This window comes from Porphyromonas gulae DSM 15663, from assembly GCF_000378065.1.
GTDB classification, from domain to species: Bacteria; Bacteroidota; Bacteroidia; order Bacteroidales; family Porphyromonadaceae; genus Porphyromonas; species Porphyromonas gulae.
Genome location: NZ_KB899165.1, coordinates 1 through 16401, shown reverse-complemented (window position 1 = coordinate 16401; position 16401 = coordinate 1). Strand labels below are relative to the sequence as shown.

At 49.0% G+C, this 16401-nt stretch carries 15 protein-coding genes and 1 pseudogene; 2 read left to right on the top strand and 14 right to left on the bottom strand.

Annotated features, from left to right (window positions below; genetic code table 11):
* Positions 1-67 precede the first annotated feature (67 nt).
* From F452_RS0106760 to F452_RS12805, 3 genes are all read right to left on the bottom strand, one after another.
* Entirely contained in the window at positions 68-2011 is a 1944-nt protein-coding gene (locus tag F452_RS0106760; RefSeq protein ID WP_026292273.1) for an NAD(+) synthase, read from the bottom strand.
* 108 nt (positions 2012-2119) lie between these two features.
* A complete protein-coding gene (locus tag F452_RS0106755) occupies positions 2120-2968 on the bottom strand; it encodes a VanW family protein (RefSeq protein ID WP_026292272.1) in 849 nt (282 codons plus the stop codon).
* A 154-nt stretch (positions 2969-3122) separates the two neighbouring features.
* Positions 3123-3212, bottom strand: a complete 90-nt coding sequence (locus F452_RS12805) for a DUF1661 domain-containing protein (protein ID WP_369794172.1) — start codon at positions 3210-3212, stop codon at positions 3123-3125.
* Here F452_RS12805 and F452_RS13360 point away from each other — a divergent pair.
* A pseudogene (locus F452_RS13360) lies at positions 3172-3297 on the top strand (DUF1661 domain-containing protein); the annotation flags it as partial. The gene F452_RS12805 and the pseudogene F452_RS13360 sit on opposite strands and share 41 nt — an antisense overlap.
* Before the next feature lie 12 nt (positions 3298-3309).
* On the opposite strand, the gene mnmD reads toward F452_RS13360, so the two are convergent.
* From mnmD to F452_RS0106720, 8 genes are all read right to left on the bottom strand, one after another.
* Positions 3310-3996 (bottom strand): tRNA (5-methylaminomethyl-2-thiouridine)(34)-methyltransferase MnmD, encoded by a 687-nt coding sequence (mnmD, locus tag F452_RS0106750; RefSeq protein ID WP_018965460.1) that lies wholly within the window; start codon positions 3994-3996, stop codon positions 3310-3312.
* A gap of 30 nt (positions 3997-4026) precedes the next feature.
* A complete protein-coding gene (locus F452_RS0106745; protein WP_018965459.1) occupies positions 4027-4674 on the bottom strand; it encodes a polysaccharide deacetylase family protein in 648 nt (215 codons plus the stop codon).
* Positions 4675-7974, bottom strand: coding sequence for a glycosyltransferase family 117 protein (locus tag F452_RS0106740; RefSeq protein ID WP_018965458.1), 3300 nt, complete (start codon positions 7972-7974; stop codon positions 4675-4677).
* 51 nt (positions 7975-8025) lie between these two features.
* Positions 8026-9339 (bottom strand): ribosome biogenesis GTPase Der, encoded by a 1314-nt coding sequence (der, locus tag F452_RS0106735; protein ID WP_018965457.1) that lies wholly within the window; start codon positions 9337-9339, stop codon positions 8026-8028.
* Positions 9340-9403: 64 nt separating this feature from the next.
* The gene (gene era / locus F452_RS0106730; protein ID WP_018965456.1) at positions 9404-10303 is read right to left on the bottom strand and encodes a GTPase Era; all 900 of its coding nucleotides are present in this window, start codon (positions 10301-10303) and stop codon (positions 9404-9406) included.
* Positions 10304-10382: 79 nt separating this feature from the next.
* Positions 10383-11390 (bottom strand): beta-ketoacyl-ACP synthase III, encoded by a 1008-nt coding sequence (locus F452_RS0106725; RefSeq protein ID WP_018965455.1) that lies wholly within the window; start codon positions 11388-11390, stop codon positions 10383-10385.
* Between the two features lie 175 nt (positions 11391-11565).
* Positions 11566-11751: a 50S ribosomal protein L32 gene (gene rpmF / locus F452_RS11540; RefSeq protein WP_080637703.1), complete on the bottom strand. Its 186-nt coding sequence runs from the start codon at positions 11749-11751 to the stop codon at positions 11566-11568.
* 6 nt (positions 11752-11757) lie between these two features.
* Complete coding sequence (locus F452_RS0106720; RefSeq protein WP_018965454.1) at positions 11758-12309, bottom strand: YceD family protein; 552 nt, start codon at positions 12307-12309, stop codon at positions 11758-11760.
* A 260-nt stretch (positions 12310-12569) separates the two neighbouring features.
* Between F452_RS0106720 and F452_RS13035 the strand changes: the two genes are divergently transcribed.
* Positions 12570-12695 carry a hypothetical protein gene (locus tag F452_RS13035; protein ID WP_255327689.1) on the top strand — a complete coding sequence of 42 codons (126 nt, stop codon included), beginning with the start codon at positions 12570-12572 and terminating at the stop codon, positions 12693-12695.
* Between the two features lie 456 nt (positions 12696-13151).
* Here F452_RS13035 and F452_RS0106710 read toward each other — a convergent pair whose 3' ends face one another.
* The 3 genes from F452_RS0106710 to F452_RS10805 all read right to left on the bottom strand — a co-directional run.
* Positions 13152-14591 carry a DUF3868 domain-containing protein gene (locus F452_RS0106710; RefSeq protein ID WP_018965452.1) on the bottom strand — a complete coding sequence of 480 codons (1440 nt, stop codon included), beginning with the start codon at positions 14589-14591 and terminating at the stop codon, positions 13152-13154.
* Between the two features lie 39 nt (positions 14592-14630).
* Positions 14631-15224, bottom strand: coding sequence for a DUF3575 domain-containing protein (locus tag F452_RS0106705; RefSeq protein ID WP_018965451.1), 594 nt, complete (start codon positions 15222-15224; stop codon positions 14631-14633).
* A 455-nt stretch (positions 15225-15679) separates the two neighbouring features.
* On the bottom strand, positions 15680-16401 hold a 722-nt coding region (locus F452_RS10805), incomplete at its 5' end, for a T9SS type A sorting domain-containing protein (RefSeq protein WP_033317161.1).

The window sequence follows — 16401 nt, the reverse complement described above, 5'->3', positions numbered from 1 at the left end:
GAGGCAGTGTCCAAATACCAAAGACACCGCCTCCGTCTTTTAATTTCCGGTGGATACCTCTGAAAGATCAATCCGTTTCGAACTTGGCTATCTCGTCCAACCAGAGTGCACTGCTGGCATCGCTGGCCATACGCCATGCTCCGCGGGGCGACAGACTGATACAGCTTACTTTTGGCCCATCCGGCATGCAGTTGCGTTTGTACTGCTGAGCGAAGAAGCGACGGAAGAATACCATCATCCATTTCTTGATCTCGGCCTTGGTATAGATTCCCTTGAAAGCTACACCGGCAAGGTAGTAGATCTTCGAGGGCTTGTATTCATTGTGGAGGAAATGGTAGATGAAGAAGTCGTGCAACTCGTATGGCCCGACCAGATCTTCCGTCTTCTGGCTGATATTTCCATCCTGCCCCACAGGCTTCAGCTCGGGACTGATGGGAGTACGAACGATGTCCAGCAAAACGGCCGAAGCCGCATCATCCAGCCAGCCGCTATGCGCTATATAATCGACGAGAATCTGTACCGTAGTCTTGGCTATCCCGGCATTGACGGCATACATGGACATATGATCGCCATTGTACGTCACCCATCCGAGAGCCAGTTCGGACAGATCGCCTGTGCCGATAACGGGAGCGTTGTATATATTGGCCAGGTTCATCAGTATCTGCGTCCGCTCACGAGCTTGCGTATTCTCGAAGGTCGTATCCTGCACCTCCGGATCATGCCCTATGGCTTCGAAGTGTCGGAGACAAGCCTCCTTGATGTCTATCTCTTTGATCGTCACGCCGATGGCCTCCATCAGAGCAAAGGCATTCCGATAAGTACGTTCGGAAGTTCCGAACCCCGGCATCGTAACGGCAATGATGTTCTTACGGGGCAAATCCAGCCGGTCGAACGCTTGTGCACAGACGATCAGTGCCAGTGCAGAGTCGAGTCCGCCCGAGATGCCGATTACGGCGTGCTCCGCACCCATGTGTAGCAGGCGTTGCATCAGGCCGCACACTTGGATATTGATCATCTCGCGCGAACGCTCCTTGAGATCCTTATCCTCCGGCATGAAGGGATTGCGATCCACACGGCGCGTCATCGGGAGAGACTCCTGCCGGCTACGCAGTTTGAAGGGCAGCTGATTGAACTTTTCGTCATGGGTGTGGAAGGTAACGGCAGCCTTGAAGCTGCTATTGATGAGCCGCTCCGTCTGAATGCGCGAAACATCTATATCGCTGATGATCATCCTTTCCTCATAGCGGAATCGCTCCATCTCCTCCACGATCTCTCCAGCCTCGGCAATAAAGGCTTTGCCGGTGAAAACAATGTCCGCGGAGCTTTCGCCGTATCCGCTGCTGGCATATACATAAGCACAGATACCCTGTGACGAAAGGCCGCTGATAAGCGATCTCAGGTAAGAATGTTTGCCTGCATTTTCGTTGCTGGAGGAGAGGTTGAAGATCACTTCCGCTCCATAAAGACAGAGACGTGTACCCGGAGTGAAAGGCGTCCACATATCCTCACAAATCTCTATGCCGACACCCACGGTACCACATTTGAATATGAGGTTCCGCCCGATCGGTACGCTGTGCTGACCGATACTGATGGTCGAGTACTGCAGGGTATGAGCCGGTGAGAACCAACGAGCTTCCTGAAATTCCCGATAGTTGGGCAGGTATGTTTTGGGGATGGCGCCGAGTATCTTTCCCTGCTGGAATACCACGGCCGAGTTGAACAGCTTTTCTTCCACGCGCAGCGGCATCCCCACTATCACCATGACAGTCGTATTGGCGGTCTGCTCCACCAGTCGGCACAAGGCGTCATTGGCTCGCTCTTGGAGGAAGGGCTGATAAAACAAGTCGCCACACGAATAACCCGTGATGCTCAATTCGGGGAACGTCATTATCTCTACACCCTTGGCATCGGCCTCGTGTACCATGCGGTCGATCCGCTCGATATTGTAGTCGCAGTCAGCCACTTTCACAAAGGGAACGGCTGCCGCAACTTTCATAAATCCGTATCTCATAGGGAACTCAGATTATGGGGATTGTGGTTTTTATTCTATTTCCGTACAAATATATGCTTTATTCTCAGTCTTTCTCTGAAAAAGAGCTATCCCAAGAAGCCGCCGAGATCACCGTTCAAAAGCCGTGGTGCCACTGTTTTGCGGTGGGCTAAGTAGCGGGTTGTACATCATGATGGCATGATTCTCCGCAAACGGCTCGGTATATTCGCTTCCATCGGCGCGGGTGACGATACGTACCAGTTTATTGTGCCGCGTATAGCCACCCCAGCTCTGATGCTCTATGCGGTGATCCGTCTCCTCGATGCGATAGCGATCCGTCTGCTCCGTATCGGAACTGATACGTCCGTTCAGGTACGTATCGTCCAGCCAGAGTTCCAGTCGGTAGGTGTGGGGCGTATCGTTCCTGACCCGAAGGTCGATATAGTTGTACGAAAGCGTAGCCCCTGCTCCGAAAGGAATGCTGCGATTGATATCGGGAAAAACATCGAAGCTGTGCCTGTGTCGCTCGACAATGGACAGCGGCGTATGGGCGAACATCCAAAAAAGCAGATTGCCAAGCTGACAGAGACCGCCTCCCACTCCTTTGCCGATCTTCCCCTGATTCAGCACCAGACCTTCGAGGTACCCCTTGCGAGCAGTCGGCCGGCCTACATGGCGCCAAACGGAGAAGGTCTCGCCGGGGCGTATGATCATGCCATGGAGCTTGGAGACGGCCAGTCGCAGATTGGTTCGTTTGTTCTCTTGCAGGTACATGTCCACATCCTTCAGCCGGCGCATAATGAGCGACCGATGCTCCATGACCGGATAGGAACAACCATGAGAATAGTCCCCCTCTGATGGTAAAGCCCATTTGATCGAAGAAAAGCAGTCCGACAGCTTGCGGTGAAGGATGAAGTATTCGCGTCCCAATTTGCGTCTTCGCTCGCTTCGTATGATCGGTTGTATGATGCGTATCATATTGGATCTGTTTCGATTGGATTGCAAAGCTAACGATTGTCCTCTCTCCATGCATAATCCCGTCAGATCGGATCGAAAGATGGACTGATGATTATGATTTTGTGCCATCGGGGCAAACTATCGGTTGAAAATTTACGCACCGGAACCTCGCCGATTACCATTCGTAAAATCGAGAAAAGTGGGACGAGATTTTTTTCGTTTCGGCGCGTAAAATTTTCACTTGCCGAACCGGAACGAAAAAAATCTCGCGCCACGTTTTTCAGCACGGCAAACAGTTATTTTCCCGAACCAAATACACTTGGGAGTCTGCATATGCACTATCGATATGATGGAGCGGTGATTTAGAGGTCGTCCCCTCTATTTTCAAGGGAATAAGTGCCGCGCAAGATTTCGCGTTTGCCGGGAGGTCCGGGTAGGCGTTCCATACGGAAGCCGGCGCGTGTGAGCCGGCGGCGGATCTCTCCTTTGGCACAGTAGGTAGCCAATACCGCTCCTGAACGGCATGCCCCGGCCATTCGAGTGAAAATCTCTTCGCTCCACAACTCCGGCTGAACTTCGGGAGAGAAAGCATCGAAATAGATGAGGTCGATAGGCTTACGGAATGTAAAATCGGTCAGGTCGGATGCTATCTTGTGCAACGTGAAGCCGGGATATATTTCACAATCCATTCCCCACGGTGCATGGTGGAGATCTTGCAGGAGTTTGTCTTCATCGGCCATTCCCACAGAAAAGCGAAGATGCTCATATACATCCCCTTCGAGAGGAAATTTCTCAATGGCAGAGTAATGAATGGAGAGACCCCGACACCGTTGTTCACGCAGGGTTAGTAGCGCATTGAGAGCCGTTCCGAATCCGACTTCAAAGAGATACAAAGTACCGGAGAGATGGAAAGATTCCAGACGGTGCAATAATCCCGTATGAACGAATACATGTTCGCTCTCACGACACGCACCGTGTATGGAGTGGTAGTGTTCGCCGTAATGAGACGAAAGGATGGTGGGAGATCCGTCTTCCGTAAGGACAATCATCGGGCAAAAGGGGAAAAACAGGTAAACGGCTTAGTCGGCCGGATCGCCCAGGCACTTGAAGGTGTAGCCCTCATCCAAAAGCCAGCGAACAGCGCGAGGCATGGCCTGCTGCATATTGGGAGTGGCTTTGAGGGAGTCGTGGAAGGTAATAATGGAGCCGTTGCGTGCATAGCGAACTACCGAACCGAAGACGGTATCGGGTGAAAGGCGAGCGTTATAATCACGCGTGATCACATCCCACATAATAATGTCGTAGTGATTGCTAAGCAGGAGGGTCTGCATGAAGCGAAGATGACCATGTGGTGGTCGGAAGAAGCGAGAATTGATAAGCCGGTCGGCCTCTTCCACATCTTTCAGATAGGTACGCGTGCGGACTTTCAGCCCTTGCAGATGGTGGAAAGTGTGATTGCCTACCTGATGACCACGGTGCTGTATCTCGGCAAAAAGATCGGGATAGCGACGCACATTGTCCGCCACACAGAAGAACGTAGCTTTGACGCCAAGTTCATCGAGCGTATCCAATACCCAGGGTGTTACCTCCGGTATGGGACCGTCATCAAAGGTCAGATAGATGCTTTTTCCTTCTTTGGCAGGAATACGCCATGTGGCACCGGGGAACAAAGCCCGGTACCACATGGGCACGCGACAGATAAGTCGTTCTACGAGTCTGAGCTGCATTTATTGCGGTTTGCTATTACCCTGCTGATCAGCGTAGAGAACCTTATAATAGTTCTGGAATACGGGCAGATATTCGTCCAGCACCTTGCTGTCGTAAGCAGTACTGAGTCGAAGAGCCGTAGCAACTGTATTCATCTCCTGATCGATCTCTCCTTCGGAAAGCATCTGCATAAACTTGGATTCCGACAGGCGGAAGAACCAGTTAAGCGTACGCATCGAAGAGCCTGCCACGGCCTTGACTATCCGATCTGCATCGGCCACCATATCTGCATCGTACAGGGTCTGTGCCAATACCAGCGAGCGATAATCATAGGGTACGACTTCAGGACTGATCTCTTGGAGGCATTTGGTGAGCACCTTGCGGGCACGAACGGTATCGCCTCTTTCGAGCAAGGCCTTTGCCAACGGAGAAAACACAGCTACGCGATAAGTATTGGTGGAATTACGAATATCTGCATCGAAGTACACCTTGGGATTATTGGCTCCTCCGAAGCGGAACTTGGTCATCACGTTGGTATAGGTCTTCTCCACATCGATGTTATCGCCTACGCGACGGGCCTTGAAAGGCACAAACTGATTGGCCATACCGGTCTGACGCAAGTAGTCCGGCAGGTTGGAGAAGGAATTGCTCGGAGACGTAATAGCCCAATAGATAGGACGCTTCCATTCGTTATTGGCTATCAGATCGAGGACGCTCAGATCGGCCAATGAGAGGATGCCCTTACCGGCCAAAGACAGATCGATGGTCCGACGGACATGCACCTTAGCCGAATCGCCAAACGCCTGTCCCAATGCTTGCGAATCTACCGGCAGGTACAGATTCTCGCTCGGCATCACACCATTACCATAAGTGACGGGGCGAGTAGCTATTTTCATGGCTTCGGACAGCATCATGACGGGCTTGCCATCGGCCGTGAATCCACTACCCGGGAGTGAACGAAGGTTCAGTTCCGGATCTCTGGCAGAGTAATTGGGGTCTATACGGACGAAGGCATTCCGGCTGATGAAGGATTCATTCATATTCTTCAACGGTAGCGGATCGGACTGATAGGCTTGCTGCTTCATCTGGCGTACGTACCAGTCTGCTCCCAAGTAGCTGAGATTGCTCACACGGACATCGGTACGAACGCCTTCTACCTCCTGAGCATACCAGAGCGGGAAGGTATCGTTGTCGCCATAGGTGAAAATAACGGCATTGGGATCGCAGCTCTCCAGATAATTGGCACCGAAATCGCGTCCCACGTAGCGTCCCGAACGATCGTGGTCATCCCAGTTCTGGCCGGCCATCTGGATAGGCACCAGCACGGCAGCAGCCGTAGCGATGGTAGCCGCAGTGGCGTGGCTGAGTTTGGCCCGACGCAAGAAATCGACCAATCCGGCCACACCGAAACCGATCCAAATACAGAAAGCATAGAAAGATCCCGCATAGGCATAGTCTCGCTCGCGCGGTTGGCCGGGTGTCTGATTGAGATACAATACGATGGCCAAACCGGTCATAAAGAAGAGGAAGAAAGTGATCCAGAAACTCTGTGCCCCTTTCTCCTTTCGCAACAGCTGGAAAGAAATACCGATCAGGCCCAAAAGCAGCGGAAGCATGTAATACACATTGTGTCCGCGATTCTTGGCCATGAAGTCCGGCATATCATCGGTTGGGCCGATAAGAATCTTGTCGATGAAGGGAATACCCGTCACGGCATTGCCACGCAATAGTCCTCCGTCGCCTTGCAGGTCATTCTGACGGCCGGAGAAATTCCAAAGGAAATAACGCCAGTACATATAATTGACCTGATAGTTGAAGAAGAATTTCAGATTCTCTCCGAAGGTAGGCATACTGGCATCCGTTTCGGATCGCCCCATCCAGATATTATAACTTTGCGGATGTCCATCGGTAGTGGAATAGACACGCGGGAAAAGCATCATGGAACCATCTCCGTATTCATACTCGCGTTGTGTATAGAGCGTTTCGTAGCGGTCTTTATCCATAGGATTTACCTTGGGCGAAGGCCCTGTTACTTCCTGTCCATCCTTCAAACCGATAGGTTGGGATGCAAAGGAAGGTCCGTAGATCAACGGGGTACTTCCGTATTGTTCGCGAGCAAGGTAGCTACGAAGCGAAAAGGCATTGGACGGAGCATTCTCATTCATCGGCGGATTGGCAACGGCACGAACGAGGATAACACCGTAAGAGGAGAAACCGACGAGGATAACCAGCATACTCATCAAGGCCGTATGCAAGAACCGCACATTCAATCGCTTGGATGCAAACAGCCAATAAGCTATGACCAGTGTAAGGACTATGCCGAGAAGGATGCCATTGCCGATAAAAGGAATACCCATCAGGACAACACTCAGCAACACGGCAAAGCGCATGCGCATCGATTTGGTTGTACCCTTCTTATCACCTTCGGCCTGTGCGGAATAAGTCTCCCTCACAGACCAAATCAATATGGCTGCCAGTAGGAAGAAATAGAAATACAAACCGCTATTGAAGCTGAAACCAAGAGTATTGACGGCGAAGACATCGAATACGCCGGCAACCTTGGGGATACCCTGTATCACACCGAACATCATCACCCCGATAAGGGCGAAGGAAGCCAAAAGGGCCAACAAAGCACCCTTCCCTGTGGGCTTGGAAGCACGGCGATAGTAATACACCAAAGCCATGGCAGGGATACAGAGGAGATTGAGCAAGTGCACTCCGATGCTGAGTCCCATAAGATAAGCGATCAACACGAGCCAGCGGTCGCTGCGTAGATTGTCGGCACGCTCCTCCCACTTGAGCATCAGCCAGAAAACGGCAGCCGTAAAGAAAGAACTCAATGCATATACCTCAGCCTCGACGGCACTGAACCAAAACGTATCGCTGAACGTATAGGCCAAGGCTCCAACGACTCCACTGCCGAGGATCGTGATTACCCGTGGAACGGATATTTTCCTCGACGGCTCTTCCAATCCGGATACATTGCGTACTGTCGGTACAAGTACGCGGCGGACAAGGTGGGTAATCGTCCAAAACAAAAACAGGATGGTAAAGGCACTGGCCAATGCACTGGTAGCATTGGCAAGCCATGCCACCTGTGACGGATCGCTCGTGAAATGCGATATGATATTATAGACGAGCATGAAGAAGGGTGCTCCGGGCGGATGACCGATCTCCAACTTGTTTACGCAGACTATGAACTCGGCACAGTCCCACAGGCTGGCTGTAGGCTCGATTGTCATCAGATAGACGATAGCTGCAACTGCAAAAACGCCCCAACCGACGACATTGTTCAGAAATCTAAAACGTTTCCATTCCATATCATTGTATTCTTCTATAATGACTTAAACGTATTGAGCAGGGGGCAAACCCTACTTCTCACGGATAAAAATGTTGATGGGAGTACCGCAAAAATCCCAGTGGGTACGAATCTGATTCTCCAAAAAACGCTTATAAGGCTCTTTCACCCACTGAGGCAGATTGGCAAAAAAGGCAAATGAAGGCACTGCCGTCGGAAGCTGCATCACATATTTTATTTTGATGTATTTGCCCTTGGTAGCAGGAGGCGGTGTAGCCTCGATAATGGGCAGCATCACTTCATTCAGCTTGTGCGTAGGAATACGAGTCGAGCGGCGTGCATAGACCTGATTGACCGTCTCCAACACTTTGAAGATCCTTTGTTTGGTCATAGCCGATATGAAGAGAAGGGGGAAATCCGTGAAGGGAGCAAAACGCTGCCGGATGGCATTCTCGAACGTCTTGATGACGGCCTGACTTTTATCTTCCACCAAGTCCCACTTATTGATACATACGACCAGTCCCTTGCTATTGCGCTGGATAATCTGAAAGATATTGAGGTCCTGCGACTCCACACCTCGTGTGGCATCCAGCATCAGCACACATACGTCGGAGTTTTCGATGGCACGAATGGATCGGATAACGGAGTAGTATTCCAGGTCTTCATTCACTTTACCCCTTTTGCGAATACCGGCGGTATCGACAAGGTAAAAATTGAGTCCGAACTTATTGTACTTAGTGTATATAGAGTCCCTTGTCGTGCCTGCTATATCCGTCACGATATGCCTGTCCTCTCCGATGAAGGCATTCAGCAAGGAACTTTTCCCTGCATTGGGACGGCCTACGATGGCTATTCGAGGGAGTGTTTCGTCCAGGTCCGATTGGCCGCTCTCTGCCGGCAATAGCTCCATCACCCTGTCGAGCAAATCGCCTGTCCCCGAACCGCTGACAGCTGCAACGCAGTAAGGATCGCCCAAACCAAAGGAATAGAATTCGGAAGCAGAATAATGATCTTCGGTATTGTCCACCTTATTGGCTACGACTATAACCGGTTTTTTGCTTCGGCGCAGGATCTCGGCGACTTGTTCGTCAAGGGAAGTCACTCCGGTCTGGTTGTCTACGACGAAGAGGACTACATCTGCTTCCTCGACAGCAATATACACTTGCTTATTGATTTCTTCCTCGAAAACATCTTCCGAATTGACCACCCAGCCTCCGGTATCGACGATGGAAAACTCCCGACCGTTCCAATGCACCCGGCCGTACTGCCTATCGCGCGTAGTACCGGCCTCTTCGGCTACGATGGCTTGCCGGCTTTGGGTAAGGCGGTTGAACAATGTGCTCTTGCCCACATTCGGACGGCCTACGATGGCGACTAATGCTCCCATATCTCTATTTCTATTCTATGATTTCGTTCTGATTGTTGCTTGTCATGCTACGACCGACCAAGGACTAATCCAACTGATAGCCGAAGGCACGAAGCAGATTATCCCTGTTGCGCCAGTCTTTTTCGACCTTCACAAAGATCTCCAAGAAGATTTTCTTTCCGAAGAAACGCTCCAAATCGCGCCGGGCCATTGACCCCACACGTTTGATGGCCGCTCCTTTCGGGCCGATGATTATCCCTTTCTGAGAATTACGCTCTACGATGATCAGCGACTTGATGCGGATAATGGTCTTCTCCTCCTTGAATTCCTCCACGACCACTTCCACCGCATAGGGAATTTCTTTTTGGTAGTACAGCAAGATCTTCTCACGAATGATCTCCGTAACGAAAAAACGTGCCGGCTTGTCCGTGAGCGCATCTTTTTCGAAGTAAGGAGGAGAGGGTGGGATGAGGCTTTCGATGCGTCTCTGCAGCAGCCCGACATTGAAGTTGTTCGTAGCCGAAATGGGGTGAATCTCTGCTTTGGGCAATATGCTACGCCACTCTTCCACCAGTTTTTCCAATGCTTCCTGATTGCTCAGGTCGATCTTGTTGATGACCAGAAGTACAGGGCACTCCATTCGGGATACGCGAGCGAGAAAATCAGCATTCTTATCTGCCTTCTCCACCACGTCCGTCACATAAACCAGTACATCGGCATCCCCGAGAGCAGATTCGGAGAACTCCCGCATTTCCTGTTGGAGTTTGTAATTGGGACGAAGTACTCCCGGTGTATCGGAATAAACGATTTGCATCTCCGGCGTATTCACAATCCCCATGATTCTATGTCTGGTGGTCTGCGCCTTGGAGGTAATGATAGAAATCCGCTCACCGACAAGCAGATTCATCAGTGTACTTTTCCCGACGTTGGGGTTTCCAACGATATTGACAAATCCCGAACGGTGACCGGACTCCCCTACTTGCATTTCGAAGCTTTGTTATATGTACGAATAAGGGGCTGTTTGCCTTCGCGGCGAAGCAGCCCCCTGTTTCTATTGTGTATGATCAACGAACCGTGCTGCCATCGTATGCCCACTTGACATAGACAGCTCCCCACGTAAAGCCGGCACCGAATGAGGTCATGACCAGAACATCGCCTTTCTTCAACTTATGCTCCCACTCCCACAGACAAATGGGGATTGTAGCCGAACTGGTATTGCCATAACGCTCGATATTGACCATCACTTTCTCGTATGGGACTCCCATCCGTCGGGCAACGGCATCGATGATTCGGAGGTTGGCCTGATGAGGTACTACCCAAGTAATATCATCGTGCGAAAGATTGTTGCGCTCCATGATCTCCACACAGCTGTTGCACATATCTACGACAGCATGCTTGAATACTACCTGTCCTTCCTGATACACATAGTGCCAACGATTATCCACCGTTTCGTGTGTAGGAGGACATGCCGATCCACCCGCCTTCATGATCAAATGATCTTTGCCGATACCATTGGAGTGCAGCACCGCATCCATAACGCCTACTTCTTCTTCGGTAGCCTCGAGCAAAACACAACCGGCACCATCCCCGAATAGCGGACAAGTAGCCCGATCGGTATAATCCGTAATAGCCGTCATCTTCTCCGTAGCGATCACAAGGATCTTGGAGTAACGTCCCGAACGGATAAAATTGGCTCCCACTTCAAGAGCATAAATAAACGTGGGACAGGCCGCCTGCATATCGAAAGTAAAGATGTCGCCACAGCCGATCTCATGAGCAACGATGCTGGCCGTGGAAGGGAAATGATAGTCGCCCGAGTTGGTTGCAAGGATCAAGCCGTCGATGCTCTTGGGATCGATACCATGACGATCGAAGAGGTCTTGTGCCGCACGAATAGCCAGATAGGAAGCCCCTTTATCCTTGTCTCGAAGGATCCGACGCTCCTTGATGCCTACACGGGTCATGATCCATTCGTCATTGGTATCAACCATTTTTTCCAGATCGGCATTGGTAATAACATCTTCAGGGAGATAGGCCCCAACGGCTGTTATAGCCGCGTTTATTTTATTCATAATTGAATTTGTTGCATAATGGACGGGCGTCAGCCTTTTTCAAAGGCCATATCCCGCCGGAAAAGATTATTTGTGGCCGCTAAAATAAAAAAAAAGTCCCAAAGAACAGGTCTAAGGGACTCTTTTGCTCGTTCTTGCCGCCTATGCGACCGACATCGACCGAGGGCAAGCAATTTTACACTGCCACTTCTTTTTCGATTGCCAACTTACCGCGGTAGTAGCCACAATCACCACATACTGTGTGATAGATGTGCCATGCTCCACAATTGGGGCACTTGGCCAAAGTCGGCATAGCGGCTTTGTCATGAGTTCTCCGCTTGGCGGTTCTCGTTTTGGACTGTCTTCTTTTAGGATGTGCCATTTTTATTTATTTAAATTGTTCTTTTTGTTCCAATAGTTTTCCAAGAGAATCCCACCTCGAATCGTGAGCGGTCATACCGGATTCTTCTGTTGCTTCATCAGCATCTATCGCCAGCAGATCGGACATTCGATTCATCATCTCGGGGTCGCATTCTCCATCCGAATGCATACGCTGCATCGGGATAGCCAATTCGGAATACTCATAAAGAAGCGAGCTTAGATCCAATGTACCTTCCGACAGAGGGACTACAAGCAGATCGTCGCTCAACTCTTGATAAGAATCGCCGAAACGAACCACCAATTTATTTTCCTCTTTTACCGGCATTTCCACCTCATCGAGACATCGGTCACAAGCAGTCTTGACAATTCCGTCAAGCGCGATGCAAAAATTAAAGACATCGCCATTGCGTTCCACTTCGACCTTTGCAGCCAATGTCCCGCCTAAAATATCGTAACTTCCGGACTGCTCAAAAAAGGAATCACCCAATTCGTAATCGAATCGGTGCTTGCCTTGTGGCAGCGACTTGAGATTCAGTACGTATCTTCCGGATGATGCCATTTCGTGTAAGATGAAAAACTTTGCAAAAGTAACGCTTTAGGATGACATTACAAACAGTTTTATGTCTTTTGTCTCGTATGTACATAGCACGAACGAAAGCAGCGACGAGGAAATGACAAGAGCTTCGCATCTTCGGAGTCGGCTTTTTTCCTACTTTTGCAGTGCGATAGGAGACCCCACAGGAATGCGGACACCTGTATATCACAAAAAGGGTTGGTCCATCGAACAAAACCAGTTTACTAACGTTTACCAACGACTCAATGACAACAGATATGCACTCTGTTTTCTCTCCTTCCTTTCGGCCTTTGGACGGATTCTACCCTGTCCATACCGGCATATACCGTCACAGCATGCTCACAAAAGAGATCAGTGTCCATGAGGTGTAAAGCCCCATAATCTTCCGATAACCTCACGACATAAGGCACCCGTCCGGTTTCCTCTTGAATCGGACGGGTGCCTCTGTTTTATCACCTTACGAGAAAGCCTTTAGGGGGCTGCGATTTATATACAAACCGTTTTCGATCTGTATATTTATTGAAAATGATTTATATATAAATGGGAAACGGTTTATATATAAATTGAAAATGATTTGTATATGGATTGCTCTTCGACCTGACGAAAAAGAGCTTCCGATCCAAAAAAGTTCATCACAGCATCATTTTCTCCTTGAATTCGGCTTTCATAGAGTCGCTTATTTGGAATGATTCCAAACTCGTCTTCGTTGTTGAAAAGTTTTTTGGCACACAAAACACATCTCTGTACGCAGACTCGATTTGCCACAAAAAAAGTGCACCGAAACAGAAGTCCCGGTGCACCTTAATAATCAATATGGAAAACTCCACTTATTTTTTGCCAAGCAACATATCAAGGTTGCGCTGCGCATTTGTATCTCCTTCTGCAACCGCCTTACGGAAGAAGGTTTCGGCACGAGCAAAATCTCCCGTACGAGCATAAGCAGCTCCAAGGATATTGCTTACACCCTTTTCTGTCTGAATCGGACTCAACAGAGCAATTGCCTGCTGAGCATCTCCACCTTCAAAAGCGGCCACAGCCAAATTGATTCGGCCCGTTACACTTTCAGGGAAATACTTCAGGGTCGTATTCAGAGCAAACAAACGCTCTTGGTCTCCCTTGGGATAAGACATTGCCACACGGTACATTTCGGCCTCACTAAGTTCTTTCGGAGCAGTCTTAATGATTGCGCGAGCCTCTTCGAGTGTATAATCGCGAACGATATATCCCATGGTTATCGTATTGCGACGCAAATTCGGATAGATCTGATCCAAGATATGACGATAAGACGAAAGTTGCTTCAGAGCCTGCTCACGTGCATCATCATCGGCATATTTATCGGAGTTGATTATCTCCAGTACGCGATCACGATCGGCTATATCGCTCTTTTCGATAGCCAGTTTCAGTCCTTTCCAGTCTTCACCGCCGAACTTAGTGGTTATATTCGGCAACGTTTTCCCATACTTGCGCACCAATTCTTCTGCAAGCCTTTTGGCACGACGCTCAGACAAAGCCTTATTGTGGGCTATTGAAGCCTCGGGAGAAGCAAATCCTTCGATGATCATTTTATTGACCGAATAGTTAGGATTAGCCTTCACAGTGCTTACAAATTCTCTGATTTTCTCTAACTCCGCCTTATTGTTACGGTATTCAGGAAGGACATCTGCCTTATTGACTTTGAAATTGATATAAGCATCGAAGCTGGACTCTCGCTGCTTTTCCACTTCTTCGGCCGGGGTAACCTCAGCCAACAGATAAGGAGCTTCCGCAGGATTGAACAAAGGTTCGAAAGGCACAGCAACGTCTGCCAGACCAACGGGACACTTGGCACAACCTCGCACCTCTTCGCGAACTACAAATTTGGCATGCATCATCCAGGGAGCATAAGCATGCTCTCCCATGAAAGCAAACTGCTCGCTCTTCCCATTGTGGCGGCGAATGTATTGGGCTGCATTTTTTGCTTGGGGCAAAGCCGAACTAAATGCGATTTCACGCTTGAGAGCTTTTGTTCGATTGCGACCTGTAATGACTACCGAAGGAAATTCCACTCGGCTCGTACCATCTTCTGAACGAAGAATAGGCGTAACAATGATCATCTGAGTGCTCTTGAGCTTCAAACCACTCATATCTGCCACACCATTTAGTGCGACCTTATTTCCGGTTTTGTCCAACGAAATTTTATATGAAATTGCTCCTTCGTAAGTATTTTGAGCGACCAAACCGGCAACAGCGGCGAAGAGAGCGATAAGAGTTAGTTGTATTCTTTTCATATTAAAAGCCTCTTTTTTTGAGAGTTCATTTATTAGGAATTACTTAAACAGATAGATTAACGAAAGAGTGGCTCGCGTCAGGCCAAAGTAATCGGCCTTCTTGTCAACACCAACTTTCTTCCCACACTCTACACACTGATACTTGTCATAGTCGAAGTGAATATAGCCACCACCGATACTTGCTTCCAGATTCCAATGATTGCCCAAGATCCACTGACGGCCTATACTGATACCACCACCATAGAACCATCCTTGATAACGATGATACTTGGCATCGTCGAAGTCACTCTTAGGATGAATGGAGCCAACAGGAGGAACTGATATTCCTGCGATATTCATTTGACCGACATGACCATGAAGTCCGATAAACACTCCATTGAATTTCTCACAGAACCAATAACGCAATTCCGGCTGGGCAAGCCAATGCTTCCAATAATGATCATCGCTGATCTTGAAAGGGTTTACTCCTCCCAAGAGGTCTACAGTCATTTTAGGGCCTACACCTATTTCCAAGGCCAAGTTGGGGGTTAGCGTTGCATCATAAAGCAAATTATTCTTAAGAGCCACGCGCTGAGCAGATGCAGCAAACAGTCCGCTCAAAAACAACACCAAGAAAATCAAATTCTTCTTCATACGCTTCCTTTATCTTACACTTTAATTACTTGCATGCCAACATGCACTTTTTTTCGAGAAATTATTTAATATCAAGACACAATAACACTACAGAATGAGAGTCAGCCCCTTCTTTACACAAAGGTGCACAAAAAAAATGAGTCAGAAACCTTATCCATTTAGAAAACGTAGGTTACGAAACATAAGATTCATTATTCGTATTAGCAATGCCTACTACGAACAATCCTTTTTGTTTCCACAAAAAACTGGTCTTTTTAGATAATAAATCCAAATTACCCATTGAAATTTGAAACAAAGAGATTTTAACGGTAGAGTAAGGATGTTAAGAGGGGGTTGGAAAATACTTTACTTCACAACCCCCTCTTACTAACATTTAGAGAGATGTATCAAGTCCGATGTAATTGGATATGCAACGAGCAATCTCATCGTTACAACGGTGCTTTGATTTTTACTCATCAGTTAACGATTAGCTTCCTTACGTCAGTAGCTGTAGTAGGACTATGAAGACTGACAACATACGCTCCATCAGTCAGAGCTTCTGTCATCGACTTGCCTCCGGCCTTTACATCCCCGCGGAACAATAGCTTACCGTCAGTGGTGTAAATTTGCACTGTGTAGTCATGGGCACTGTTGTTGCTAACAACAATCCGCTTTCCAACCGTACCAACCACAACAGACATTTCCTCCGAATCAACGCCGGCCTCATCAAACGAGAGTCGGAATCGTGCACCCGAATCCCCTCGTTTGGCCTCGAATGAATACGAAGTGGTATTCGTTATACGGTGCTTGGATTCGGTCTGAAGATCGTGCAGATATACAGCCCCTTTCGAAAAATGATCAGAAAGGGCAAACTCCAATGTGTATTGACCATCCTTATCTGCATCGAAGCCGATCTGCAGATTATCCAACTCAGGAACAGCCGCAACCTGGAATTTATCATTGCCGATATCCGACAGCGCATAAAGCTGTGAAAGTCCCTTCTCCGGCAGCTTGCGACCATCCCAGCCGTTGTCGAAACCGAAAGAAAGACCCGGCTCCGTAAAGATCCACAAACGGTCGGCAGACTCGTTGCCAAGAACATCCATCACAAGAGAAGGCATACCGGACGAACCCGTATCGTTAGAACGCCATACGATCTGAGCCCCATTGCCGTTGTTCACCGTCGTATTCTTCATCA

Excerpts from the sequence above, each read along its gene's own strand:
- F452_RS13035 (WP_255327689.1), top strand. The coding sequence starts at position 12,570 with ATGACAACAGATATGCACTCTGTTTTCTCTCCTTCCTTTCGGCCTTTG.
- era (WP_018965456.1), bottom strand. The coding sequence starts at position 10,303 with ATGCAAGTAGGGGAGTCCGGTCACCGTTCGGGATTTGTCAATATCGTT.
- F452_RS0106725 (WP_018965455.1), bottom strand. The coding sequence starts at position 11,390 with ATGAATAAAATAAACGCGGCTATAACAGCCGTTGGGGCCTATCTCCCT.
- F452_RS0106740 (WP_018965458.1), bottom strand. The coding sequence starts at position 7,974 with ATGGAATGGAAACGTTTTAGATTTCTGAACAATGTCGTCGGTTGGGGC.
- der (WP_018965457.1), bottom strand. The coding sequence starts at position 9,339 with ATGGGAGCATTAGTCGCCATCGTAGGCCGTCCGAATGTGGGCAAGAGC.
- rpmF (WP_080637703.1), bottom strand. The coding sequence starts at position 11,751 with ATGGCACATCCTAAAAGAAGACAGTCCAAAACGAGAACCGCCAAGCGG.
- F452_RS0106710 (WP_018965452.1), bottom strand. The coding sequence starts at position 14,591 with ATGAAAAGAATACAACTAACTCTTATCGCTCTCTTCGCCGCTGTTGCC.
- F452_RS0106745 (WP_018965459.1), bottom strand. The coding sequence starts at position 4,674 with ATGCAGCTCAGACTCGTAGAACGACTTATCTGTCGCGTGCCCATGTGG.
- F452_RS0106760 (WP_026292273.1), bottom strand. The coding sequence starts at position 2,011 with ATGAGATACGGATTTATGAAAGTTGCGGCAGCCGTTCCCTTTGTGAAA.
- mnmD (WP_018965460.1), bottom strand. The coding sequence starts at position 3,996 with ATGATTGTCCTTACGGAAGACGGATCTCCCACCATCCTTTCGTCTCAT.
- F452_RS0106720 (WP_018965454.1), bottom strand. The coding sequence starts at position 12,309 with ATGGCATCATCCGGAAGATACGTACTGAATCTCAAGTCGCTGCCACAA.
- F452_RS0106755 (WP_026292272.1), bottom strand. The coding sequence starts at position 2,968 with ATGATACGCATCATACAACCGATCATACGAAGCGAGCGAAGACGCAAA.
- F452_RS0106705 (WP_018965451.1), bottom strand. The coding sequence starts at position 15,224 with ATGAAGAAGAATTTGATTTTCTTGGTGTTGTTTTTGAGCGGACTGTTT.